Source organism: Gammaproteobacteria bacterium (genome assembly GCA_040183005.1).
In the GTDB taxonomy this organism is placed as follows: domain Bacteria; phylum Pseudomonadota; class Gammaproteobacteria.
The window spans coordinates 366,371-390,739 of the sequence record JAMPIW010000002.1 but is presented as its reverse complement, the minus strand read 5'-3'; the positions used below and the strand labels follow the sequence as shown (position 1 = coordinate 390,739).

General features: G+C 55.7%; 28 protein-coding genes. 17 read left to right on the top strand and 11 right to left on the bottom strand.

Translation table 11 applies throughout. The annotated features are described in order from the left end of the window. The first annotated feature begins 1 nt into the window (after position 1). The 4 genes from M3A44_03440 (at position 2) to M3A44_03425 (ending at position 2,911) form a co-directional block, all read left to right on the top strand. Positions 2 to 475 carry a methylated-DNA--[protein]-cysteine S-methyltransferase gene (locus tag M3A44_03440; GenBank protein MEQ6340712.1) on the top strand — a complete coding sequence of 158 codons (474 nt, stop codon included), beginning with the start codon at positions 2 to 4 and terminating at the stop codon, positions 473 to 475. After that, a complete protein-coding gene (gene xerD, locus M3A44_03435) occupies positions 459 to 1,355 on the top strand; it encodes a site-specific tyrosine recombinase XerD (GenBank protein ID MEQ6340711.1) in 897 nt (298 codons plus the stop codon). The genes M3A44_03440 and xerD overlap by 17 nt, the downstream gene beginning before the upstream one ends. A gap of 28 nt (positions 1,356 to 1,383) precedes the next feature. Further along, on the top strand, positions 1,384 to 1,866 hold the full coding sequence (locus tag M3A44_03430; protein ID MEQ6340710.1) for a YajQ family cyclic di-GMP-binding protein: 483 nt from the start codon (positions 1,384 to 1,386) through the stop codon (positions 1,864 to 1,866). 307 nt (positions 1,867 to 2,173) lie between these two features. Then, positions 2,174 to 2,911, top strand: a complete 738-nt coding sequence (locus M3A44_03425) for a DsbC family protein (GenBank protein MEQ6340709.1) — start codon at positions 2,174 to 2,176, stop codon at positions 2,909 to 2,911. 240 nt (positions 2,912 to 3,151) lie between these two features. On the opposite strand, the gene M3A44_03420 is transcribed toward M3A44_03425, so the two are convergent. The 6 genes from M3A44_03420 to M3A44_03395 form a co-directional block, all read right to left on the bottom strand. Then, entirely contained in the window at positions 3,152 to 4,423 is a 1,272-nt protein-coding gene (locus M3A44_03420) for a heme biosynthesis protein HemY (protein ID MEQ6340708.1), read from the bottom strand. Further along, positions 4,420 to 5,556, bottom strand: a complete 1,137-nt coding sequence (locus M3A44_03415; protein MEQ6340707.1) for a uroporphyrinogen-III C-methyltransferase — start codon at positions 5,554 to 5,556, stop codon at positions 4,420 to 4,422. The genes M3A44_03420 and M3A44_03415 overlap by 4 nt, the downstream gene beginning before the upstream one ends. Then, positions 5,553 to 6,329: a uroporphyrinogen-III synthase gene (locus M3A44_03410; GenBank protein ID MEQ6340706.1), complete on the bottom strand. Its 777-nt coding sequence runs from the start codon at positions 6,327 to 6,329 to the stop codon at positions 5,553 to 5,555. Before M3A44_03410 ends, M3A44_03415 begins: the two co-directional genes overlap by 4 nt. A gap of 14 nt (positions 6,330 to 6,343) precedes the next feature. Next, complete coding sequence (gene hemC, locus M3A44_03405; GenBank protein ID MEQ6340705.1) at positions 6,344 to 7,291, bottom strand: hydroxymethylbilane synthase; 948 nt, start codon at positions 7,289 to 7,291, stop codon at positions 6,344 to 6,346. A 267-nt stretch (positions 7,292 to 7,558) separates the two neighbouring features. Continuing rightward, complete coding sequence (locus M3A44_03400; GenBank protein MEQ6340704.1) at positions 7,559 to 8,293, bottom strand: LytTR family DNA-binding domain-containing protein; 735 nt, start codon at positions 8,291 to 8,293, stop codon at positions 7,559 to 7,561. Beyond that, entirely contained in the window at positions 8,290 to 9,351 is a 1,062-nt protein-coding gene (locus M3A44_03395; protein MEQ6340703.1) for a sensor histidine kinase, read from the bottom strand. Before M3A44_03395 ends, M3A44_03400 begins: the two co-directional genes overlap by 4 nt. 110 nt (positions 9,352 to 9,461) lie before the next feature. Between M3A44_03395 and argH the strand changes: the two genes are divergently transcribed. Next, positions 9,462 to 10,850 (top strand): argininosuccinate lyase, encoded by a 1,389-nt coding sequence (gene argH / locus M3A44_03390; GenBank protein ID MEQ6340702.1) that lies wholly within the window; start codon positions 9,462 to 9,464, stop codon positions 10,848 to 10,850. A 413-nt stretch (positions 10,851 to 11,263) separates the two neighbouring features. Here the strand turns inward: argH and rpmG are convergent, their stop codons facing one another. The 3 genes from rpmG to radC all read right to left on the bottom strand — a co-directional run bounded on the left by rpmG (position 11,264) and on the right by radC (position 12,465). Further along, a complete protein-coding gene (gene rpmG / locus M3A44_03385; GenBank protein ID MEQ6340701.1) occupies positions 11,264 to 11,419 on the bottom strand; it encodes a 50S ribosomal protein L33 in 156 nt (51 codons plus the stop codon). Between the two features lie 13 nt (positions 11,420 to 11,432). Continuing rightward, positions 11,433 to 11,669, bottom strand: coding sequence for a 50S ribosomal protein L28 (gene rpmB / locus M3A44_03380; protein ID MEQ6340700.1), 237 nt, complete (start codon positions 11,667 to 11,669; stop codon positions 11,433 to 11,435). Positions 11,670 to 11,787: 118 nt separating this feature from the next. Then, on the bottom strand, positions 11,788 to 12,465 hold the full coding sequence (gene radC / locus M3A44_03375; protein ID MEQ6340699.1) for a DNA repair protein RadC: 678 nt from the start codon (positions 12,463 to 12,465) through the stop codon (positions 11,788 to 11,790). Positions 12,466 to 12,553: 88 nt separating this feature from the next. Here radC and coaBC point away from each other — a divergent pair, with 88 nt between their 5' ends. From coaBC to argB, 4 genes are all read left to right on the top strand, one after another. Continuing rightward, a complete protein-coding gene (gene coaBC / locus M3A44_03370; GenBank protein MEQ6340698.1) occupies positions 12,554 to 13,840 on the top strand; it encodes a bifunctional phosphopantothenoylcysteine decarboxylase/phosphopantothenate--cysteine ligase CoaBC in 1,287 nt (428 codons plus the stop codon). After that, positions 13,821 to 14,276, top strand: coding sequence for a dUTP diphosphatase (gene dut, locus M3A44_03365; protein ID MEQ6340697.1), 456 nt, complete (start codon positions 13,821 to 13,823; stop codon positions 14,274 to 14,276). Before coaBC ends, dut begins: the two co-directional genes overlap by 20 nt. A gap of 1,201 nt (positions 14,277 to 15,477) precedes the next feature. Continuing rightward, the gene (locus tag M3A44_03360) at positions 15,478 to 16,848 is read left to right on the top strand and encodes a phosphomannomutase/phosphoglucomutase (GenBank protein MEQ6340696.1); all 1,371 of its coding nucleotides are present in this window, start codon (positions 15,478 to 15,480) and stop codon (positions 16,846 to 16,848) included. Between the two features lie 13 nt (positions 16,849 to 16,861). Continuing rightward, the gene (gene argB / locus M3A44_03355) at positions 16,862 to 17,755 is read left to right on the top strand and encodes an acetylglutamate kinase (protein MEQ6340695.1); all 894 of its coding nucleotides are present in this window, start codon (positions 16,862 to 16,864) and stop codon (positions 17,753 to 17,755) included. A 7-nt stretch (positions 17,756 to 17,762) separates the two neighbouring features. Here argB and pyrE read toward each other — a convergent pair whose 3' ends face one another. Then, positions 17,763 to 18,416, bottom strand: coding sequence for an orotate phosphoribosyltransferase (pyrE, locus tag M3A44_03350; protein ID MEQ6340694.1), 654 nt, complete (start codon positions 18,414 to 18,416; stop codon positions 17,763 to 17,765). A gap of 62 nt (positions 18,417 to 18,478) precedes the next feature. Between pyrE and M3A44_03345 the strand changes: the two genes are divergently transcribed. Next, positions 18,479 to 19,246: an exodeoxyribonuclease III gene (locus M3A44_03345; protein MEQ6340693.1), complete on the top strand. Its 768-nt coding sequence runs from the start codon at positions 18,479 to 18,481 to the stop codon at positions 19,244 to 19,246. On the opposite strand, the gene M3A44_03340 is transcribed toward M3A44_03345, so the two are convergent. Beyond that, positions 19,243 to 19,557 carry a hypothetical protein gene (locus M3A44_03340; GenBank protein ID MEQ6340692.1) on the bottom strand — a complete coding sequence of 105 codons (315 nt, stop codon included), beginning with the start codon at positions 19,555 to 19,557 and terminating at the stop codon, positions 19,243 to 19,245. The genes M3A44_03345 and M3A44_03340 overlap by 4 nt on opposite strands. Before the next feature lie 65 nt (positions 19,558 to 19,622). Between M3A44_03340 and M3A44_03335 the strand changes: the two genes are divergently transcribed. From M3A44_03335 to M3A44_03305, 7 genes are all read left to right on the top strand, one after another. After that, positions 19,623 to 19,928 (top strand): hypothetical protein, encoded by a 306-nt coding sequence (locus tag M3A44_03335; protein ID MEQ6340691.1) that lies wholly within the window; start codon positions 19,623 to 19,625, stop codon positions 19,926 to 19,928. A gap of 219 nt (positions 19,929 to 20,147) precedes the next feature. Next, entirely contained in the window at positions 20,148 to 21,557 is a 1,410-nt protein-coding gene (locus M3A44_03330; protein ID MEQ6340690.1) for a cbb3-type cytochrome c oxidase subunit I, read from the top strand. Positions 21,558 to 21,648: 91 nt separating this feature from the next. Further along, positions 21,649 to 22,623, top strand: a complete 975-nt coding sequence (locus M3A44_03325) for a cbb3-type cytochrome c oxidase subunit II (protein ID MEQ6340689.1) — start codon at positions 21,649 to 21,651, stop codon at positions 22,621 to 22,623. Positions 22,624 to 22,651: 28 nt separating this feature from the next. Next, positions 22,652 to 23,284, top strand: coding sequence for a hypothetical protein (locus M3A44_03320; protein MEQ6340688.1), 633 nt, complete (start codon positions 22,652 to 22,654; stop codon positions 23,282 to 23,284). Between the two features lie 27 nt (positions 23,285 to 23,311). Continuing rightward, positions 23,312 to 23,464, top strand: coding sequence for a hypothetical protein (locus M3A44_03315; GenBank protein ID MEQ6340687.1), 153 nt, complete (start codon positions 23,312 to 23,314; stop codon positions 23,462 to 23,464). A gap of 231 nt (positions 23,465 to 23,695) precedes the next feature. Continuing rightward, on the top strand, positions 23,696 to 24,094 hold the full coding sequence (locus M3A44_03310; protein MEQ6340686.1) for a hypothetical protein: 399 nt from the start codon (positions 23,696 to 23,698) through the stop codon (positions 24,092 to 24,094). A gap of 9 nt (positions 24,095 to 24,103) precedes the next feature. Continuing rightward, positions 24,104 to 24,364, top strand: a complete 261-nt coding sequence (locus M3A44_03305; GenBank protein ID MEQ6340685.1) for a hypothetical protein — start codon at positions 24,104 to 24,106, stop codon at positions 24,362 to 24,364. The last annotated feature ends 5 nt before the right edge of the window (positions 24,365 to 24,369 follow it).

The window sequence follows — 24,369 nt, the reverse complement described above, 5'->3', positions numbered from 1 at the left end:
TGTGTTGTCCTATGACGCCATTCTGACCGCGCCTTTTCCTCAGGCGAAGCTTGGTATCCGTATTAACCGTGGTGCACTTTGCACTATCGATTTCCTTGATCCCAGCATAGATGACCTGCCGCCAATGGAGCCCGTTGCCCGGGAGGTGGCGCAGCAGTTGATGGCGTATTTCGCCAATCCCGCCCATGTTTTTTCGTTGCCGTCGGCGCTGCTGGGTACGCCTTTTCAACGCCGCGTATGGCAGACGCTGTGCGAGGTGCCGCCCGGCAAACCGTGCCGCTATGGTGATTTGGCCCTGCGGCTTGGCAGTGGCCCGCGCGCGGTGGGTGGGGCGTGCCGGGCCAACCAGATCCCTATTGTTGTGCCCTGTCATCGTGTCGTCAGTGCGAGCGGGTTGGGAGGATATTCCGGCGCGGTTTCAGGCGAAGGACTGGCTATCAAGCGCTGGTTGCTGGATCATGAAAGTCGATTGTGATGCGGACCTTGCCGCCATCGAGGTGTTTCTCGATGCGATATGGATGGAGCGCGGTTTAAGCGCCAATACCTTGGCGGCTTATCGCACGGATCTTGCCGGTTTTGCGGCATGGCTGACAGCGCAGGGCAAGGCTCTTATTTCCGCAGGGCCGGAGGATTTGTCCGGTTATCTGGCGACGCGAAAGCATGTTCGTTCCATGGCGCGCTTACTGTCCTGTCTGCGGCGGTTTTATCAGTATCTGGTGCGGGAGGGGCGTTTGGCGGCCGATCCCAGCGCGCTCATCGACGCACCCAAGCTGGGGCGCCCCTTGCCCAAGTCGTTGACCGAGACAGAGGTGGAGGCATTGCTCGACGCGCCCCCGACTGAGGAAGTGTTGGGCTTGCGTGACCGTGCCATGCTGGAGCTGCTCTATGCCAGCGGCCTACGCGTTTCAGAGCTGGTGGGCGCAGGTGTTGCGCAGGTGAATTTAAGTCAGGGCGTGGTGCGTATCACAGGGAAGGGTGGCAAGGAGCGTCTTGTCCCGATCGGTGAGGAATCGCTGTTATGGCTGGAGCGTTATCTGCGCGAGGGACGGCCTGAACTGCTGAAAGGGAGGCAATGCGTCGCGATGTTTGTGACGCAACGCGGCGCGGCGATGACGCGTCAAGCGTTCTGGTATCTGATCAAGCGCTACGCGCAACAGGCCGGAATCGCCGCTGCCAGGATTTCCCCGCATACGCTGCGCCATTCGTTCGCCACCCATTTACTGAATCATGGTGCCGATTTGCGCGTTTTGCAGATGCTGCTCGGGCACAGTGACTTATCCACCACGCAAATTTATACTCATGTCGCACAAGAGCGGTTGAAGAGTCTGCATGCCAGGCATCATCCGCGTGGTTGATGTTGTTCGCTAGAGGTTTTAAAGATATATGCCATCCTTTGACGTGGTATCGGAAGTAAACATGCCGGAAGTGCGTAACGCGGTGGATCAGGCCAACCGTGAGATTGCCACGCGTTTTGATTTCAAGGGGTCGGGCGCGCACATTGAGCAGGCCGATGCTGTGGTCACTCTCCATGCCAGCAGCGAATTCCAGATTGATCAGATGCTGGATATCATGTTGGGCAAGTTCGCCAAACGTGGCGTGGATATTGCTTGCCTGGATAAGGGTAAGGTAGAGGCCGCCGGTAACAAGGCGCGTCAACCGTTCACCGTGCGCCAGGGGATCGATGCCGAGCAGGCCAGAAAGATTGTGAAACTTATAAAGGACAGCAAGGCGAAAGTGCAGGTTGCGATCCAGGGCGAGCAGGTGCGTGTTACGGGAAAGAAACGCGATGATTTGCAAGAGGTTATCGCGCTGTTGCGGCAGTCCAAACTTGATCTGCCTGTGCAGTTCACCAATTTCCGCGACTGAGAGCCTATCCGTGAATAAATCATCCCTGCGACGGAGGCCGCCCTTCATATACAGGGGGCGCAGGGCCAGGAACGCTGAGCGTAGTGTGCTTGTTGCACATGAGCGAAGCGTGACGCCGCACTGCGCAAAACCGGCCCCGTCCCTTTGGGCATTGTCACCTTCACGGTGGTTGCGCCCCAAAATAAGCCATGCGGCGTTGCTCGCCGCTCATTTGGAATTACCAAACTTCGCGTCTCGCGTCTTGCCTGGCTTATTTTGGGGCAGCAACGCAGGGATGATTTATTCACGGATAGGCTCTAAGGCGACAATGATGATTAAAAATGTGTTTCTTGTGATATTGCTTGCCGTATCCGGCACCCAGATTGTGATGGCGGATGACGCCGATATGGCTGAAATCAACAAGGCGCTGCAGGTACTGGCGCCCGGCGTAAAGCCGGACAGCATCACGCCATCCTCGCTTCCGGGGATATACGAAGTCATGCTTGGCGCGGATGTGGTTTATATATCGAAAAATGGGCGTTATCTGCTGCAAGGCGATTTAGTGGATTTGCAGACAAAGAAAAATCTGACTGAGGGAAAACGCGCCGCAGGACGCCTCAAGCTGGTTAATTCCATGCGGGAAGACAGAATGATTGTGTTTGCGCCGACAAAAGTGAAGCACACCATTACGGTTTTTACAGATATCGACTGTCCCTACTGCCGGAAAATGCACGCGGAAATGTCCGCGTTGAATCAGCTTGGCATCAAAGTGCGCTACATGTTGTATCCGCGTGCCGGGATAAACTCTGAATCTTATGAAAAAGCGGTATCCGTATGGTGCGCGAAGGATCGTAAGGCGGCGCTGACTACAGCGAAGGCCACTGGCACTATCGCAAAGAAAACCTGCGAGAATCCAGTACGGGAGCATATGGCCCTGGCCGACAGTATGGGGGTGACGGGTACGCCTACCCTGGTGCTGGAAGACGGCAGTACGTTGCCGGGCTATGTTCCGGCGCAGCGTTTAAGCAGATTGTTGGATGACGCCAGCGCGAGTAAAGTGAATTAAATCTAAAAACGGTATAGAGCACTTTACAAAGCGCCAAAATGTAGAGCATGATACTCAACAGTTATGGTTTTTATATTTCATGGCTGGGATGCTGGGGAAGGTTTGCAACGATTATTATCCATGGGACGGGGTGCAAGGATGGGGCATGGAAACGTGATCGCCACGGAGTGACGCGGGGCAAGGATGCCCGACTGGAGTAGTGGAAAGGCGGCCTTCGGGCCGCCTTTCTTTTTTCATGGCCTAACGCACAGGCAGAATCGCATTCTCGATGCGCTTTGCGCCTTTGATCGCGTCAGATGGGTAGGAGGGTAGCGGCGGCATGGCGATGGTTTTGTCGGTGGTCAACGCCAGGCCTTTGCGGTAACAGTCTAAGGCGTTTCCCTGTTCCCCCAGCCGCTCCAGTAGCTGCCCCAGTATCTGAAATGTTTCAGGTTTGGCCTCCTCACCAATGCTGCTCTCAAGGTAACGGCGTGCTTTGCCCCACAGACGGTTGCGTAGACACAGGCGGCCCAGCGTCAGCAGCAGCACAGTATTATTCTCCCGGTCTTTGAGCCACGCTTCTGCGCGGGCAAGCTGTTTTGCCGGATCGGCCCCGGTAGCCAGTCCATAGAGATAGACCAGGGTGTTGCTCCAATTTTTCTGGATTGACTCCTGCAACATCGTTTCCGCCTGCTCGCCCGCGCCTTGGGCGATGAGGGCGCGGGCGTATTCGGACAAGATGCTTTCGTGTTGACGCAATTTTTGCGGCACCTGCTGCCAGGCCTTTACCAACGCCAGTGAATCGGGGCCTTGTGCGGCGCGGGCCAGCAGCCTTGCATGAGCCGTGCATTCCAGGTCATCAGCACGTTGGCCATCTATGACGCCAAGCCGGCGCAGATCGGGCAGTAACTCAAGCAGGTGTTGCCATTCCTGTGATTCGATATATAAGGTCATGAGCAGTTTTAGCACAGCGGTGTTTTTGTGCGCGATACCGCGCAGTTTGTGCAGCGTGGCTATCGCCTGGCCGGTTTGTTTATGGGCGATTTGCAGGGTGGCTTGAGTTAAGCCGGTTGCGACATCATGGCTGGGGTCACATTGTTGTGCCAGTTGCAGATAATTGTCGCGCCGGTCATCAGCGCCTTGCTCCTGTGCGGCGCGCGCGGCGGCGAGATAGTTGAGGAGCGGTGTCTCGCTATGCTCGGTATGTTTGGTGAGTTCTTTCTCTGCTGCAGCCCAATTACCCTCAGCCAATTTGACAAATCCATGTATTAGCGCGGTACGCGCCCTGTTCAGCCGTTTCTGTTTCTGCAATTGTTTCAGCCGTTTTGGGAAGCGCCGCATCGCCGTCCAAAGGCGCAGCACGTAGTGGAAGGCGAAAAAGGCTAGCAGCAGCACAATCACTAGCAGCACGAGGCTGGTTTCCAGCGTCCACTCGCGATAAACGATCTGGACATATCCCGGATCGCCTGATACACCCAGACCGATGCCGGCGGCGGCAATCAGGGCGAGCAGCACATAGGCCAATAGCTTCATGGAGATGACTTACCTTGAGTGTCGCTCTGAACGCCAGGTGTGGCGGGTGCCACAGGGTGGGTGATGGCGCCTCCATTGCGCGCGAGCCAGGCGTGCAAGGTTTTCAGCGAGGGGGAAATATCCGGCAGCGGCGGCGCAAGATCCATCTTTTCAAGCCGGGCTATGGTATCTTGCGCGGCTTTGGCGGCGGCATCCTGCTCAAAATAGCGAGCCAGCCAGTCACGCGCGGTTGATAGGCTCATGTGCAAGGTTTTTGTGTCGCGCCGCAGCAGGGCAAGGCGCGCTGTTTCCAATGCCAGGCGCAGATTGTGGCGCAGGAAAAAACGCTGATCAGGGCTGGTCAGCGGCAGGATGGCCTGATCGGTGCGTCTGATTACCACCAGGCTTTTGAGTTCTTGCCATGCGCCGCTCCAGAAATTTTGTGTCTCACGAGGAAGCGATGCGGTGGGCGCCTTGGTTTGTGATCCCAGTGGCGTCCATCGTTCCACCTGATTTTGCAGGCTGTTGAGCGTTAAGGAGGCGCCGACGATATCCGGTTGCGGTACGGCCTTTAATTGGGTGATTTCATCGATTAACTGTTGACGCGCCCCAAGCAGAGCGGGATCGGCTGCTTCTCCCAGGCGCTGATTGGCTTCTTCCAGGGTGGTGATGGCGGTGGATACATCCTGCTCCAGAAGCAGGCGGTGGCTGGCGATGCGCATCAGGTATTCGGCATCCGATGCCGTCGAAAAGTCATGGCTTTTTTCCATGTTGGAGCGCATTTCCTGTGTGAAAGTGCGCAATGCCTGCTGCTCGGCCCGCAGCTCCTCCAGGCCTTTGAGTTCGCTTTTGATGGTGCTGTCCAACACGCGCAGCGCGGCGCCGGTTTGGGCCATATCATTGTTGAGCGCCTGCTGGCCGGTCCAGAGGAAATAGCCTGCTGCACCCAGGCCTATTGTAAGAAGCAGGGCAAGCAGCGCCAGAAACAGCGTTGGGCCGCTCCTGCGCGTCCATCCCTGTGCATCACGCGGGGCGGCGGATGTTTCAGGCTTTTTGGGAGGATTCACCGGAGGGGTATGGTTGGGTGACGCTGGCTCCGTGCCGGCATGCCCCGATGTTTTACCCTGAAGGGCGCTAGTTTCATTGTCGTTCATGTCATGTTCACAGATGAAACGTATTCGTTATTGCACCAGTCCTTGATGGCAGTCACCAGTCCCGCATCGCTGGCCTCACTTGCTATCAGTGGCTGACAGACAAAACCAAGTTCGCCCGCCAAGTCCGCCGTGCGCTTGCTGATTACCACCAAGGGTATATACAGCAGCCATTCCCTGCCTGTTTCGCCCGCTATTTCCCATAAGTTACGCAGGCTCTCGTTGCTGGTTACGATGATGACATCAATTCCGGCATCCATCACGCTGCTGAAGTCCGCCGCGGGTTTGCCACGCCGGTAGACTTCCGCGTACTCCACATGCGCGCCGCGCTCTCTGAGTGTGTCACCCAGCAGTTCGCGGCCACCTTCGCCGCGGAAGATCACTATCCTTTTGGATGCGACATCACGCATCATGTTCAGGGCGAGTAACGCCTCGCTATTGAACTGTTGGTGGGGGCGGATATCGACAGGCCTACTGCGGCGCTCCAACTCCTCGGCAGTGCGCGCACCCACCGCGGCCACCTTCAGGCGCGGCGGCCAGTCGTGGCGTGGCGACAACAGCTCCATCGTCTTGCTCACGGCATTGGTGCTGATGAAAATGGCGATGTCGAATTCATCGAGACGGTCGATAACTTTCCGCGCCGCGTTAATGTCCTGCGGATCGAGGATTTCAATCGTGGGAAGCAGCACCACGCGCCCGCCCTCGGCCTCAATCAGCTCGCACAAGCGCTGTGACTGATGGGCCGGGCGTGTAACTAATACGGTTTTGCCTTCCATTGCGGGATTCCGGGTCATGGTGGAGTGGGAAGGCCGTCCTGGTAGACATCTTTCAAGATCGCGGCGGCGCCACGCTTCAGTAAATCATCAGCAAGTGCTGTGCCAAGTTGCTCCGCCTCCTGCTGTGGCCCGTTGATTTCACCCCGCACCACCTCGCTGCCATCAGGGCGGCCCACCAGGCCGCGCAGGGTGAGATTGCCGCCATCGAGCACAGCGTATCCGGCGATGGGCACCTGACAACCTCCCTCCAGGCGTCGGTTCATGGCGCGTTCCGCCGTGACGCGGATATGGGTGGGCGCGTCATTTAATGGTGCGAGCAGGGCGTGGATGCGTTTGTCATCCTCGCGGCATTCGATGCCCACCGCACCTTGTCCCACAGCGGGTAGGGAGATCCGAGTGTCCAGATATTCCGTGATGCGTTCCGCCATACCCAGGCGCAACAGCCCGGCGCTGGCGAGGATGATGGCGTCGTATTCGCCTGCGTCAAGTTTCGCAAGACGTGTGTTGACATTGCCGCGTAGTGTGAGGATAGCAAGATCGGGTCGCTTCTCATTCAGTTGGCACTGGCGGCGCAGACTGGATGTGCCCACCCGCGCGCCCTGCGGCAGGTCATTCAGGCTGGCGTAGGTGTTCGAGACAAAGGCATCGCGCGCGTCTTCGCGTTCACATACTACCGCCAGGTGCAGGCCGGGCGGAAATTCCGCAGGCACGTCTTTCATTGAATGAACGGCGATATCGGCGCGTCCCTCCAGTATGCCCTGCTCCAGCTCTTTGACGAACAGCCCTTTGCCGCCGATCTTGGCCAGCGGGCTGTCGAGGATCTTGTCGCCTTGGGTGGTCATCTTTAACAGCTCCACCTGAAGCCCAGGATGGGCCTCCAGCAGTCTGTCGCGGACATATTCGGCCTGCCACAGGGCGAGTGGGCTTTTGCGGGTGGCGATACGGACTATATTTGTGGGCATGTGCGAACCAGGTTTTGATGTTTTGGGTTGCAGGGGCGAGCAATCCCGCTCCTGCTTTCGACTAATGATACCGTCTGTAACCGCAAATTCACAGGTTCACCCTAAAAACGGCGATTCACCGCAGAGCGCGCAGAGAATGCAGAGGAAAAACAATATCTTGACAAGGTGTTCCGAGTTGCCCGTTGGGTGGGTGCGCTTGTTATGCTAGCCCCCCTGAATTTCTTTGCGCCCTCTGTGTTCTCTGCGGTTCAATAGCTTTTTTTAGGTTCACACTTTCAACCTCTTTTTGACCAGCGGCAAATGGCTACGGCTGACCTCCAGCCGGTCGTCGCTGCCGCGCAGCGTAACCTCATAATGCCCTCCCTTATTTTTTGCCATGCCGATGAGATGCGCGTTGGCTACCAAGGCATTGCGATGGATGCGGGTGAAGTGCCCGGCGAACTCCTCTTCCAGTGATTTGAGTGACGCCTCTATCAGTACTTCGCCGGCAGTATGGCGCACCGTGACATACTTATGATCGGCCTGGAAGTAGAGGATATCCGCCACCGCCACCAGTTGAATCCTACCTGCCGAATGTGAACTAATGTGGGTGCGGGCGTGCATATCGACGTTTTCATTGCGTGTTACGGCATGGGGCTGGGCGCGGTTGAGCTTGCTTGCCTTGTCCAGGGCTTGCCGCAAGCGCTCCTTGCGGATGGGTTTGAGCAGGTAGTCGACGGCGTGCGCCTCGAAGGCGGCCAGGGCGTGGTCGCCGTAGGCGGTAGTGAAGATCACGGCGGGTGGGTTTTCCAGGGTTGCAAGGTGCTGGGCCGCTTCCAGGCCGTCCATGACTGGCATGCGGATGTCGAGCAGTATGACGTCTGGTGCCAGTTCGCTGGCCGCAAACAGCGCTTGTTTGCCATTAGCTGCCTCGCCGGCCACATCAACACCCTCCATTTCCTCAGTGAGTGAGCGCAGGCGCGCCCGTGCCAGTGCCTCGTCGTCCACAATCAGTATCCTCATGAGGCGTGCCCTACCGGAAAAGTGAGCCGGATACGGTAATAGTCCTCGGTGCGTTCCGTTGTGAGCTCGCCCTGTGACCCGTAATGGGCCGTCAGCCGCTGGCGTATGTTGTCCAGCGCCATGTGGTGGCCGCCGCGCCGTGCGGTGATGCTCTGCGTTGACACGGGATTGCTGATGGTGATGTGAATCAGCCCCAGCGTTTGCTGCCCGTTGATGTGAATCACCCCTCCTTCCGGCAGCGGTTCTATGCCATGGTAGATCGCGTTCTCCAGCAACGGCTGGAGGGTGAGCGCCGGGAGCAGCGCACCGTCAAAGATCCCGTGTAAATCCCATGCAACGATCAACCGCTCACCCAAACGCAACTTTTCGATGTGCAGATAGCGCTGCGACAGCTCCAGTTCCGCCTGGAACGTGATGAGCTCATGGGCGTCGGACAGACTGACGCGGAACAGATCGGCCAGATCCATTACGGCTTCCTCTGCCAGAGCCGGCTGACTGCGCGTCAGGCTGGCAATGGTGTTCATGCTGTTGAACAAAAAATGCGGACGGATGCGCGCCTGTAGCGCCTGAATGCGCGCCCTCGATTCGGCCTGAATATTCTGTTTCAACTGATGCTGCACATAGAAATAGCGCATCACCACGGCGCTGACAATGGCGCTGATGGTGACGTTGCGGATAGCAAATCCTGCGTGTTGCTCGGCGCCCGCGCCCATTTGCGCATAGGCTATCCAGTCAGTGGCGCCACTCACCAGTGCAGTAATAATGACCGGCAACAGGTAACTGAAAAGTGCGGCGACCCGGTTGTCCAAAGTGGCGAGCCAAGGGCGGCCCAGGCACAACACCGCAGTACTGGCCAGTGCCACCCACTGGATAAACAGCGAGGTCAGGCTCAAATTATCCCATACCTGATGACTGGGTGAGCTTGCCAGCACGATCAGAAAGGCCAGCAGCTCCGCGATAATCACAATCGCAAACACCATGCGGATATTGCAAAAATCCGGCAGAAATAGTGTGCCGCTGGTGGTGGCATTCGCGGTGGGTGTGGGAGATTTTGCCATGGTGTCATGAAATGGAGGCTGTCCTGTCTATATCGGCTATTTCCGGCGGATTCCTGACCCGGAAAATTGCTATACTTTCCACCACATTATTTTCGTAACAGGATAAAAGCGTGGCTAGCGACAAAAGTATCGACAAACCCTGGGCGGGGCGTTTTACTGAGGCGACGGATGCCTTCGTCGAGGCGTTCACCGCCTCCGTGTTATTCGACAAACGGCTCTACCGGCACGACATCGCAGGCTCCATCGCCCATGCGCGCATGTTGACGCGTGTGGGGGTGTTGAGCACGGCGGAATGCGAGGCTATCGTCGATGGTTTGCAGGGCATCTTGCACGACATCGAGCACGGCGACTTCACATGGTCGGTGGCGCTGGAAGACGTGCATATGAATATCGAGGCGCGCCTCACCGAGCGCATCGGCATTGCCGGCAAGAAATTGCATACCGGCCGCTCGCGCAACGACCAGGTTGCCACCGACATCCGCCTTTATCTGCGTGATGAGATCGACGCCATCATGGCCGAGCTGACGCGCTTGCAAGCCGCGCTGCTTGATGTGGCCGAACGCGAGGCAGACACCATAATGCCCGGATTTACCCATCTCCAAGTGGCCCAGCCCGTCACCTTCGGCCATCACATGATGGCATGGTTCGAGATGTTCAGCCGCGACCGCGCGCGCATGCAGGATTGCCGCAAGCGCGTCAACATCATGCCCTTGGGAGCGGCGGCGCTGGCGGGCACCAGCTATCCCATCGACCGTGCCTACGCCGCCCAGTTACTAGGCTTCGACGCGCCGGCTGAAAACTCCCTCGACGCCGTCAGCGACCGCGACTTCGCCATCGAATTCACCGCCGCCGCCGCGCTGATCATGACGCACCTGTCGCGCTGCTCCGAGGAGCTGATCCTGTGGTCATCCACGCAGTTTGATTTCGTCGATCTTCCTGATCGCTTCTGCACGGGTTCGTCCATCATGCCGCAGAAAAAAAATCCCGACGTGCCCGAGCTGGTGCGCGGCAAGGTCGGGCGCGTCAACGGCAATCTGATCGCTTTGCTTACTATCATGAAGAGCCAGCCACTGGCCTACAACAAAGACAATCAGGAAGACAAGGAACCGCTGTTCGACACCATCGACACCGTGCGTGGCTCGCTCAAGGTCTATGCGGACATGATTCCCGCCGTGCAGATCAAGCGTGACAATATGGCCCATGCCGCGCGGAGCGGTTTTTCCACCGCAACCGATCTGGCGGATTATCTGGTGCGACGCGGCGTGGCGTTCCGCGATGCCCACGAGATTGTCGGCAAGGCGGTGCGTCGCGGTATCGAGACAGGCAAGGACCTCGCGCAAATGACGCTCGATGAACTGCGCCAGTTTTCTACAGCCATCGAACAGGATGTGTTTGATGTGTTGACACTGGAAGGCTCAGTGGCGTCACGCAACCACCTGGGCGGTACTGCGCCGGATCAGGTGCGGGCAGCGGTAAAGCGGGGAAGGGCGCGCTTGTAGCGGTAAGATTATCTTGAGTCCAAATAGTCCGTTAGCGCAAAGCTGCGTCATTCCCGCGCAGGCGGGAATGGCGGGCTAATGGATTAGCCTAAAAAACTCAGCCATCCACGAAAGTCACAAAAAAACACGAAAATATTCAAATACATATCGCGATTCTACTTGCCACCCATCCGGTGAATTGCTGAAGCAATCCATGTTTTTGTTTTATTTCGTGAATTTCGTGTTTTTCGTGGACAAAAAGCGGTTTTTAGGATTATTTTTGATTACGGAGGACTGAGTAAAACCATAAGGCAAGCAAGGCCGCATTGAATAGACCATGCAGTACTGGGATTTAAGGGTGGCGGGAGGAAAAATTAGTGGCGCGACCTCCGGGGAACCCGAAAGTCACGCCAAATAGGCTAAAAGTGCCAGGATTACTTGATCTTGGCTTCTTTGTAGGCAACGTGCTTGCGCACCACGGGATCAAACTTCTTCATTTCGAGTTTGTCTGGGGTGTTGCGCTTGTTCTTCATGGTGGTGTAGAAATGGCCGGTGCCGGCGCTGGATACGAGTTTGATTTTTTCACGCATGGTTTAGTTCCCCTTATGCCTTTTCGCCACGGCTGCGCATTTCGGCCAGTACGGCGTCTATGCCAACCTTATCAATCATGCGCATGCCCTGTGTGGAAAGGCGCAGGCGCACCCAGCGCTTCTGGCTCTCTACCCAAAAGCGATGGACGTGCAGATTCGGCAGAAAACGGCGCCGTGTTCTGTTATTGGCGTGGGAAACATTGTTTCCGGTTATCGGGCGTTTACCCGTGACTTGACATACTCTGGACATGCTAAATCTCCAAACGACGAATTCGGTGCTGTCGGCCATTAGGCCGGGGCGAAACCATAATTTATAACAAATTCGGGTGTGATGCGCAAGGAAAACCTGTTTCACTTACATTTAGGTTTTAAAGCAACCCACGTTCCGCAAAGGATACCACATCTTCGCCATCGCCGATAATCAGATGATCGAGAACGCGGATGTCGACCAGTGCCAGGGCGTCTTTTAGGCGCCGTGTCAGCGTTTCGTCGGCGCGGCTGGGTTCGGCGATGCCGGAGGGGTGGTTGTGGGCGAAGATCACCGCCGCCGCGTTGTGCGCCAGCGCGCGCTTGACCACCTCGCGTGGGTGGACGCTGGCGCCGTCGATAGTGCCGGTGAACATCTCGTCGAAGCGTATCACCCGGTGGCGGTTATCGAGAAACAGGCAGGCGAACACCTCGTGTGGGTAGCCACGCAGGCGCGCCGTGAGGAAGCGGCGGGTGTCATTGGGATTGCTCAGGGCATCGCCGCGCTCCAGTGTCTCGCTCAGATGGCGGCGGCTCATCTCCAGCACGGCCTGAAGCTGAACATATTTGGCCTGCCCCAGGCCGTGACCGCGACAAAACCGTTTTTGATCGGCCTCAAGAAGGGAGCGCAGCCCGCCGTATTCATTCAACAGGTCGCGGGCCAGATCGACGGCGCTTTTGCCGGGTACGCCAGTGCGCAAAAAAATCGCCAGCAGTTCGGCGTCGGACAATGCGCCGGGGCCGCGCAGCAGCAGCTTTTCGCGGGGACGTTCGTGTTCAGGCCAGTCGGTGATGGGCATGGCGCGCTCTTTCAAGTGGGAATGTCACAAACAGTATCGGAATTTAGGTTAAAATCTGAATCATGTTCTACCGATTCGACCATCCGGCATGAAGCAACTGGAAAATAAACGCATTCTTCTTGGCGTTACGGGCGGTATCGCAGCCTATAAGAGCGCTGATCTGACGCGCCGCCTGCGCGATGCCGGGGCCGATGTGCGGGTAGTGATGACGCGCGCCGCGACGGAGTTCATCACGCCGCTCACCATGCAGGCGTTGTCCGGCAATCCGGTGCGTCTGCATTTGCTTGATCCGCAGGCCGAAGCGGCGATGGGCCATATCGAGTTGGCGCGCTGGGCGGATGCGATATTGGTGGCGCCGGCAAGCGCGAATTTCATGGCGAAGCTGGCGCATGGACTGGCCGACGACCTGCTTAGCACGCTGTGCCTGGCCTGCGATGCGCCGCTCGCGCTTGCGCCCGCGATGAACCGGCTGATGTGGGCTAATCCAGCGACGCAGGACAATCGCCAGCTGCTTGAGCGCCGCGGTGTGCGGCTGTTTGGTCCCGCTGCTGGCGAGCAGGCGTGCGGCGAGGTAGGCGAGGGGCGCATGGTGGAGCCACAGCACTTGGTGGAAATGACAGCAGGGCTGTTCGCCACCGGGAGATTGAGCGGTCTCAAAGTAGTGGTGAATGCCGGGCCGACGCGTGAGGCGATTGATCCGGTGCGCTTCATCAGTAACCGCAGCTCGGGAAAGATGGGCTATGCCGTTGCCGCCGCCGCCGCAGAGGCGGGTGCTACCGTAACCTTGATCAGCGGCCCGGTGGCGCTGCCTGCGCCACCGCGTGTAGCGCGCATTGATGTGGAAAGTGCCGGGCAAATGTATGAGGCGGTGCTGGCGAATATGCGCGACTGCGATATCTTTATAGGCGCAGCGGCGGTGGCCGATTATCGCCCACAGCAGTTGGCGCAACACAAGATTAAAAAAACGCAGTCTGAGGTGAGCTTGGCGCTGGAGCGTACTCCTGACATTCTCGCCAGCGTCGCAGCATTGCCCAATGCGCCGTTTACGGTGGGTTTCGCCGCCGAGACCGAGGATCTGGAAACGCATGCCCGCGCCAAGCTCGCCGCCAAGGGGCTGGATATGGTTGCTGCCAACTGGGTGGGGCAGGGCATGGGCTTTGATAGCGATGAGAACGCGTTGACGCTGTTTTGGCCGCTCCCGGCATCCGGCCTCCCGCGGCACTCGCGCATCCCTGCACGTCGGCCCTCGGATTCGAGCAACCCTGTCCATCAGCAGGATGGCAGCATGACATTGCCACACGCCGCCAAGGATAAGCTGGCCCGCGATCTGATTTCTGTAATCTCTGAGAGATATCATGCACAAGATAAAACTTAAAATACTCGACCCGCGCATCGGCAATGAATTTCCTTTGCCGCATTACGCCACGCACGGTGCAGCGGGCATGGATCTACGCGCCTGTCTGGATAGTGCGCTGGAGATACATCCCGGCGAAAGCCATTTGATCCCGGCTGGGCTGGCGATCCATATTGATGATCCATCATTGGCCGCCGTGTTGTTGCCACGCTCCGGCTTAGGGCACAAGCACGGCATAGTGCTGGGCAATCTGGTGGGGTTGATTGACTCGGATTATCAGGGCCAGGTGTTCGTCTCGTGCTGGAACCGTGGCAGCCAGCCCTTTCGCATTGAGCCGGGAGAGCGTATCGCGCAAATGGTATTCGTGCCCGTAGTGCAGGCCGCCTTCGAGATCGTCGATGACTTTGCGGAGAGTGCGCGTGGCGAGGGTGGATTTGGTCACTCGGGGCGTCATTAGCCATTACCTTAGAATAGTGAAGCATGAAAACTCTAAACGTTAATCATCGCTGATGGTACGAAAGCTGTTACGTCCTGGCGGACGCTGGTGGGGCGGGATCAGTCTTGCCGAACTCAGTCTGTTCTCGTTTCTGGCGAGCGGCTTGGTGGTGTTTATTGCCGCGTGGTTGGCATTTCATCTGTTGACGGCGCAGGCGGCGCGGCATAACCAATTTCATAATCAGGCAGAGCTTGATAGTGTCGCGCATCAATTGGATAGCGTGATTCAGCGGCATACCGCCACGGTCGAGGCGCTGGCGCGTGACCCGAGGCTGGCGCGATTGTTGCTGAGCAGTGATAGACGGGCCGTGAGCAATGAGGAAATTGAGCTGGGCGCCCTGTTTCCCGATGCGCTCAGGGTGAGCCTGCTCCAGCCTGGCGCCATGGGGCTGGATGTTGGCGTGTTTCCACGCTTGGGTGCCGCCGATCTGGAGTTGATTCAGAAAATCGAGTCACAGACCTCGCTGCCGCTCTTGGAAGCACACTTGCCGGGAACGCCGCAGCAGCATTTCGACATTGCGCGCCCGGTCTATGGTGCCGGGGGCAAGATTATCGGCCATCTTCTGGTAACCTTCGATAAGGCATTTTTACAGCAGGCATTGGATAAGATCCCCTTTTTCAGGGGCTATGCGGAAATACGCCAAGAAGACAATTCCGGGCAGGAGTTGGCATTGGCGGCACGTGGTGACCAAACACTGCAAGGTGCCACGTCTTCCGTGGTTGCTCTTTTGCCGGATACGCACTGGAAGCTTGCCTTGTGGCCGGTCACCAGCGGCAGGGAAATGCTGGCGCCGGATGCGCTGTTGTTTTGGTCGATATTCGCAAGCGCGCTGTTATTGATGGCGCTGATCGCCTTTTTCTCGAACAAGGTGCTGACAGTGCTGGTGCGCGGTGATTTGACCACCCTGGTCGCCGTGGCGCGCGATCCGGAAAACAAGCACGGTGCCCCGGTGGATCTGCATGATTTTAAGGGCGCATTTGCTGCATTGGGTAATCGCGCCATGCTTCCGGTGCCACAAAAAGATAGCAAGCGCAGCATGGCTAAAGGCGCGAATGCCATAGAAGAGGCAAGCATACGCCTGGCGGAGATTCATGATGTTATGCGGATTTTTGAAAAACAGGCGCCGGCAGCGGCAATAACAAAACAACGAAAGGGTGATGTAATGATTCCTGCTTCTATTTTCAGGGCCTACGATATCCGTGGCGTGGTAGGTGATACGCTGACGGCGGACATCGTATATGAGATTGGCCGCGCCATCGGCAGCGAGGCCCATGCGCGCGGCCAGCAGAGCGTGATTGTGGCGCGCGATGGGCGGCTCTCCGGGCCGGAGTTCGTGCAAGCACTCAGTAATGGCCTGCGTGCCTCGGGGCGCGATGTCATCGACATCGGCCAGGTGCCCACCCCCGTGCTGTACTACGGCACTCATTATTTGAGCAGCAGTTCCGGGGTGATGGTCACCGGCAGCCACAACCCGCCGGACTACAATGGCTTCAAGATCGTGCTGCGTGGCGAGACGTTGGCGGAAGCCGCCATCCAGGGCTTACGTAACCGCATCGAGACGGGCGACTTGACGAGCGGCAACGGCTCCTACCGCATCATAGATATTGCCTCTGATTATCTTGAGCGCATCACCAGCGATATCCATCTCGCACGTCCCATGCGCGTGGTGGTGGATTGCGGCAACGGTGTGGCTGGCGAAATCGCGCCGCGCCTGCTGCGCGCCCTGGGGTGTGAAGTCACCGAGCTGTATTGCGAAATTGACGGTAATTTTCCCAATCATCATCCCGATCCCAGCCATCCCGAAAACCTTGAAGATTTGATCAAGACGGTACGCGAACAGCGGGCCGACATTGGGCTGGCCTTTGACGGTGACGGTGACCGGCTCGGCGTTGTAACATCGGAAGGCGAAATCATCTGGGCCGATCGGCAAATGATGCTCTATGCCGCCGATGTGCTATCGCGCAACCCCGGCGCGGAAATCATTTTTGATATTAAATGCTCCCGCCATCTGGCGCGCGTCATCCGCGAACTTGGCGGACAACCACTGATGTGGAAGACCGGGCATTCGCTGGTCAAGGCCAAGATGAGAGAGACTGGCGCACCGTTGGCCGGTGAAATGAGTGGCCACATCTTCTTCAAGGAACGCTGGTTCGGTTTTGACGACGGCCTTTACACTGCGGCCCGCCTGCTGGAAATCCTGTCACGCGACCCACGCACCTCCAGCGAGGTATTCGCCGAAGTGCCGGATGCAGTGAGCACGCCGGAGCTCAAAATAGAGTTGAAGGAAGGCGAGCAACTGCCTTTCATGGCGCGTCTGCTGGAGCGTGCCCATTTCCCGGGCGCCGAACTGACCACCATTGATGGATTGCGCGCCGACTTTCAGGACGGCTGGGGCCTGGTGCGTTCCTCCAACACTACGCCGTCCCTGGTGCTGCGTTTTGAGGCCGACACTGCCGAGGCACTCAAGCGCATCCAGGAACAATTCCGCATCCTGCTGCTCGAACTAAACCCCAACTTGACCCTGCCATTTTAAGAAGGTTTGTCAAATGACGTTGACCGCCACCTCCGCCATGAACATCGCCCAGGTATTGACCAAGGCGCTGCCCTACATACAGCGTTTTCAAGGCAAGACCATCGTCATCAAATACGGCGGCAATGCCATGGTCGACGAGGCCCTGAAAAACAGCTTCGCGCGTGATGTCGTGCTGATGAAGCTGGTCGGCATCAACCCCGTGGTAGTGCATGGCGGCGGGCCGCAGATCGGCAAGCTGCTTGAGCGGCTCGGCAAGCAGAGTGAATTTGTCCAGGGCATGCGCGTCACCGACAGTGAAACGATGGACGTGGTGGAAATGGTGCTCGGCGGCTTGGTCAACAAAGAGATCGTCAACAACATCAACCGCCACGGCGGTAGCGCTGTTGGCTTGACTGGCAAAGATGGCGGCTTGATCCATGCCAGAAAGCTTACCCTCACCCGCAACGCGCCGGAGCTGAACGAGCCCGAGATTATCGACATCGGCCATGTCGGCGAGGTAGCGAGCATCGACGCCTCAGTGGTGGATATGCTGGTGGGCGGCAACTTCATCCCAGTCATTGCCCCCATAGGCGTAGGCGAGAATGGACACTCCTACAACATCAACGCCGACCTGGTGGCGGGCAAGCTCGCCGAAGTACTGCAAGCCGAAAAGCTGATGTTGCTGACTAACATTCCCGGCGTGCTCGACAAGGAGAATAAAGTCTTGACTAATTTAAAGCCAGACCAGGTCGATGCGCTGATCGCCGATGGAACCATCTACGGCGGCATGCTGCCCAAGATCCGCTGTGCCCTCGAAGCCGCGCGCGGCGGCGTTAATGCAGTGCACATCATCGACGGGCGCGTCGAACATGCCGTATTGCTGGAGCTATTTACAGATGAAGGCGTTGGCACGCTGATCCGCCGTTAAAGGCTCGCTACGCGCAGCCGCGTATCCCATATCGCGCCTGATAGGCGCGGATGTTCTCCAGCGCATCCGTCATCGCTGGCTGTGCCGACAAGTATTCAATCAAATTGTCCAGATTGACAATGCTTGCCACCTTGAGCCCATGCGCCTCTTCTACTTCCTGGATCGCAGATAACGCGCCCACGCCGCGCTCTTGTCTGTCCAGCGCAATGACAACGCCCGCCGGAACCGCCCCCGCCGCCTTGATGATTACAATCGATTCACGCACCGACGTGCCCGCCGAGATCACATCGTCGATAATCATTACTTTGCCTTCCAGCTTCGCCCCCACCGTTGTACCGCCCTCGCCATGATCCTTGGCCTCCTTGCGGTTGAAGGCATAAGGGATATCGCGCCGGTGATGATCGGCGAGCGCGATCGACGTAGCTACTGCCAGCGGTATGCCCTTATAAGCCGGGCCAAACAGCATGTCATAGCTTAGATTTGCATTTTCCAGCGCGGCAGCATAATGGCGCCCCAATCGCGCGATGCTGCCGCCGGTATTGAACAGGCCGCTGTTGAAAAAGTAGGGGCTGATGCGCCCGGATTTCAGGGTGAACTCCCCAAAACGCAGCACACCTGTAGTAATCACAAAATCAAGGAATTCGCGCTGATAATTTTGCATGGAGGTTTGCCCGTGATTAAATTTCGGCTATTGTACCGGCCTCGTCGCATAATGGAAAACACATGAAAATAATCGCACTCAACACCAACGGCATCCGCTCTGCCGCCAGTAAGGGATTTTTTGAGTGGATGCTAAAGCAGAACGCCGACGTTGTGTGTCTACAGGAGACCAAAGCGCAAGAACATCAGCTTCCTCCCGAAACCTATCGCCCGCCCGGCTACCACGCCTATTTTCATGATGCAGAAAAGAAAGGGTATAGCGGCGTGGCACTGTATTGCAAAAAGAAGCCGGATCGCGTGGTGATGGGGCTGGGCTGGAAGGATATCGATGCGGAGGGAAGATTTATCCAGGCTGATTTCGACAACCTCAGCGTGATCTCCCTGTACATGCCATCGGGCAGCAGCGGCGAGCAGCGCCAGGCGGTGAAATTCGACCTAATGGAGCGCATCAAGCCCGTTCTCAGGCAATTCCAGGAAGATCAGCGCGAATACATTATCTGTGGCGACTGGAACATAGCCCATAAAGAGATTGATCTCAAAAACTGGCGTGGCAACCGGAAAAACTCCGGATTTCTACCGGAAGAGCGCGCCTGGATGGATGAATTGTTCGGCCCGCTGGGGTTTGTGGACGCTTTTCGCGTCGTCAACCAGGAGACAGGTCAATATACCTGGTGGTCCAACCGAGGCCAGGCGTGGGCCAAAAACGTGGGGTGGCGCATTGACTACCAAGTTATTACGCCGGGCCTGAAAGATAAAATCAAAGAAGCGTCTATTTACAAAGAGCAGCGCTTCTCCGATCATGCCCCGCTAATCCTCGAGTACGATTTCTAGCGCGGATATTTCATGAGTTCGTGTCCTGTCTCGCTCTGCGCCCGCCGCATTCGTCGCAGGCGTTTATGTGCGAATACCAAGCTACAATTGGTACGGGTGGCTTGCGTAAATGCTTGATGCCCGATTGCGTGAAATGGCTGTCGAAAGACGTCATGGATGACATGCAAACATAAATTCAAAACACGTCTTGACGCCGGATGTAACCATGTGGCACGATCCGATTTGGGATGCAGTTTATAAGGGATTAGCTTGATACCACCTTGCAATTTCTCTTTATTGGTGGTAAATACATAACGAATGACATTTGCCATGTGTCATTCCGGGTTTGCACAGTTAACGAGCAAGTGCATAAGCAGCAACCATATGGGAGGGATAGATGAATAATAAGCTGACTCTGGGGAAGATTTTTTTCCCCGCTTTTATCGGTGGCTTTACCACCGGCATGGGTAATGGAAGTGTGTTCGGCGCTGCAGTGATGTGCGCCGTAGGGCGTGGCCCCTACGAAAGCTGGGGCGGTTGGGGTATGGATGCTTATAATCCGGCGACTTTTTCGGGGTTTGTCGACTGGATGATGTTCGTCTTTGGGGCTGCGTTCTTTATCATTATGGTAATGGCGATGGCTAGGCATGGCGCGCTTGAGGCTGCTGCGATCGCTAAGGGTGAAAAGCCAGCGTATTTCTAGTGGCTGGGGAATCATAGATTTCTTTGCTGGCTATTAGTCACTTCAGTTATTGAGATTAAAGGGGGTTTCATTATGTTGGCGACATTCGCTGGTGGTTGCGGTATTTTGCTCGCGTTTTCAAGTATGTGGATGTCTTGGTATATCCTGAATATGATGAAAGAGTAGTTGTTTGTTTGGGCAGAATAAAGGTTAGTGTTACTACCTGGGAGGTGAGGGGTTATGTTATTTAAATATTTGTCCGCAAAGAATGAGGATATCCCGCCAGGATCAGCGGCGATATTCTTTGGGTTTTCCGCTATTTTCTGGTTTGTGGTAGGGACAGGTTTGGGCTCGTTCAATGCCGCCAAGCTGGCGTTCCCGGACTTTGTGACCGGCACTGAGTTGTTCGCTTTTGGTCACATGCGACAGGTGCACGTTCTCGCGGTGATCGTTGGCTGGATTTCCATGGCCTTCGCCATGACCATGATGTACATGACGCCAGCGCTGGGTAATACCCGCATGTGGTCGGAAAAATTAGGTCTGTGGACGGCGCTCCTGTGGAACGTGGGTCTGTCCTCTGCGCTTATTAGTCTCTGGATCGGTATTACATCGGGCCGTGAGTATTCCGATTTTGCTTGGCCGTTTGATCTGGTGATCCTGTTTGGTGTAATCACGCCGTTGTGCGTCAACGTCATCATGACGATTGCTCACCGTCGTACGCAAGGTATTTACATCACCAACTGGTTTTTCGGCGCCTGTACCTTCATGGTGGGTATCGTATTGCTGGTGGGTAACTCCCCTGAGTACTTCCACCTTACAGGCTTATCCGAAGCCTACCTGACGTGGTGGAACGCCCATAATCTTCTGGGTCTGTGGATTACGCCCGTTGCTGCTGCGATTGCGTACTATACGATCCCCAAGCTGACAGGTAATCCGCTCTACTCACACCGTATTGGCCATATGCACTTTTGGTCGATTGTCGTGTTTTATTCTACCCCGGCCTCGCATCACTTGATGTCTTCGCCGTTGCCTGAATGGTTGAAGTCATTCGCCTCAGTAGAAGGCGTGTTGATTTTGATCCCCGCCGTTGCCTTTGTTGCCAATATTCTGTTGACCATGAAAGGCAAATGGAGCATGTTTGTGGAGAACATGGAAGTCAAATTCTCCATTACCGGCGTGTTTTTGGCGATCCCACTAAACATGCAGGGTGGATTCCAGCAAACCCGCTCCATTAACTGGTTCATCCATGGTACGGGTTGGATTGTGGCTCACGCCCATTTAGCTTTGCTGGGTATGTCAACCTTCCTGGAAATTGCGGCGGTCTACTTCGGTCTGCAACAAATGCTGAAGAGAAAGCTGTATTCCTTGGCTTTAGCCAACTTCCACTACTGGTTCGTGCTGATCGGTTTCTGTACCTACTGGATATCCATGACCATTGCAGGTCTGATCCAGGGTGCAGGCAAGGTCTATGAAGTGCCTTATATCGACGTCGTGATTGCAGAGCATCCCTACATGATTGCACGCTGGATTGGGGGCACCATGGTGTTTACCGGTAATTTGGTGTGGCTCTACAATATGTGGATGACTGCCCGTGTAGGTACGTTGGTTCCAGATGGCCGTTATGCCCATGAACTGGCATACGAGCGTTAAAAGAGACATCTGATATCGTTACATCCTAAAATCCCCCGGACGCCAGGTTGCCGGGGGATATAATGTGAACCAATAGTTGGGAGGGATAAAAATGGCTTTTAAAGAGTATAGATTAGGTGCTGCAATGGTCGGGGGCGCGTTGGGGCTCTCGATGACAATCACGCTGTTCATGCCTAGCTTCGATTTGAGATCTGCGGTGTCAACCAAGATGGCCTTGGAGAAGCAGTTGTCCGCGGGCTTTGACATAGGCTTTGGTTATGCTGATCCGCTGCTGCTGGGTATCAACAGGCCTATTACTGTCGACCTGGAAACGGACCCCAAAACAGGTGCCAAATTGGATCCGCCAATCAGAGCGTATGTGTACAAGCCAGGTGTTCCGATGCCGCCGAATATCCGGCATCCCCACGATCTGGGTAAGGGCGTATACGACCTGAGCGAAAGCCAGGGTCAGATTACCGCTGTCAGCGGCTCGAACCATACCAAAGGGACTCAGGAAGGTGTGGTTTTCACACTGGCGCTCGGAGAGTTCAATGGTGAAGAGCTGACCTACATCGAGAATGCCTCGGTAACCAAGGGCTGGACGCCTGATGCTACCCTCGCTGCTGCCGGAGATAAGAATACCCATCTCATTTCCAAAGGCAAGACGGAGTTTGTCGTGCAAGGTTGCTGGTGGTGCCATACACTCTTGCCTGAGCAGACTCAGGATTGGCAGGCTTTTGGCGCCCCCCCCTATCTGGGCGACTTCAATGGTGAAAACCCGACCGCCTTCGGTTCCGACCGTAAAGCACCGGATATTCTCCATGTAGCCTCCAGAAACTCCTCTCGCGAGTGGATGATGATGCACTTCTTCAATCCAAGATTGGTGCAGGTCAACTCCATCATGCCGCGTTATGACTACCTATGGGGCGATAAAGATGCTCAAGGCAACACTATCGATTTTGATAAGTGGCGCGCCGAGTATCTGGAATACTCCGTCGGCAAGAGAACCTATCCGCCAGAAGTGCCTGATTACGCGCCCAATAGCGAAATACGGGCTTTGATTGACTGGGTTCTGAGTCTGAAGTAATCGATCACATATTAAAAGGGGTATTATTATGGCCTGGAAAATGGATAACCCGCTGTACTCGCTTTCCGATGAGCAAGAGCAGCAGGAAATATTAAAGATGTGGGGTGAGGAAAGGATGGGTGGGTTGATACACCCGGCGAATAATCGCCTGCCCTTCGCGCTGACGTTCCTGATCGCACTGATCATCCTCACGGCGTTCATGCTTACCATGCCGATATGGGGGCAAAGGCCAACAGCTGCGATTTACCAAACTCATGTGGAGTTGATGAATTCTCCGGAGGTGCAGAAGCTGGCTACGGCTGAGGAGAAGATGAAGTACATCAACACCGAGGCGTATAACAGGGCACCGGATAATGCTTTGAAAGGTCAGCTTGAGCGTCATCCCATTGATTGGTATGACTTGCAGAATCTGGCCCCACACATCATTGAGTTGCAGAAGCAGACCAAGTATCCTCTCGATAACTTCACAGTGTTGGGTGATACAGTTGTGTTGGCGAACTTCGAGGGCAACTTCCGTGCCGATGGCGTCAGGGAGCGTAAGCAGCCGTGGTGGGACAAGGGATACACTATCGATGTATTCTACGTGAGCTACTACTGCTTGTGGATGATCATTATGATCAAACGCTTGCCGCACTTTTCCAAGAAACCCGTCACCACTTGATTTAATTAGTTTGAAGAGGACTAAAGCATGATAGATATCGACAATCTCTCTTATGTGACGGCAGGAATCATTGCCTTTGTATTTGGTGCCCCCCTGCTGTACAGCACAATCGTGGATAAATACTGGCGGGAGCATAAGGAAGACAAGCAAATGGCAAAGGATGCCGAGGCATTCAAGTAGTCTTTATACCTACCTACCCGGTGGGTAATGTAATATCCTGCTAAGATGCCGCTCTGATAAAGGGCGGCATCTTTTTTATTGGCCTGCACTTCTGGTGGTCAGGTAAAGTTGTACAACTCTCAAAAAAACGAACCATCATTGCCAGCTTCTGTCCAACTTGGCATAGGGTTGATCTTTGGCCCGTGGATAGAGTGACGATGGGCTTGAGTGACGAGGCGGGCGCATTGGATAATGCCCATTCTTATCATGCGGCGATACGGTGTGTTAGGTAAGTATTTAATTATGAATATGTGGAATGAGTTTCAGTCTCTCTTTTCAACTCTTCTTGCAAATGCCCGGTTCGGGGAATATTCTGGAGCGATGCTAGTAAAGGTGCAAGAAGGCCCCAGCGCTCTTTTTGGCCTGGATCTGACCATTGAAGGGTTGAATAGCCATCGTTACAGTATTGCCATTTTCGTTTTTTTAATCATGCAGGTTATATTGTTTTCCTTCATGATTTTCATTTACATGAAAAAAAGCAAGCGTGTATTGAAAACCGGGGAAAAGGTGATGTTCGGCGCCCTCATTATGGGCATTATTATTGGGGTGATTTTTGGTTGGACGCAAATGATCGAAGGTTACCTCTTCTAGGAGAAAGACATGACTGAATATCTGCAATCTTTACCTGATGGTTGGACCATATATGTTTGGCTTGTCGCTGCGGCAATGATTTTGATTGTGGCTGGTTATTTTATGTGGTGGGCGGCCAAGAACGAGCAGTTTGATGAAGACATTAAATACGTTATCTTCGATGAGAAGGATAAGAACAAGATGTCACCCGAGGATTTCGCGAAAAGCCAGGAAGTGATGAAGCAGCAGATGCAGCGTCGGGAAGAGAACCTGGCAAAGAAAAACAAGTAGGAATT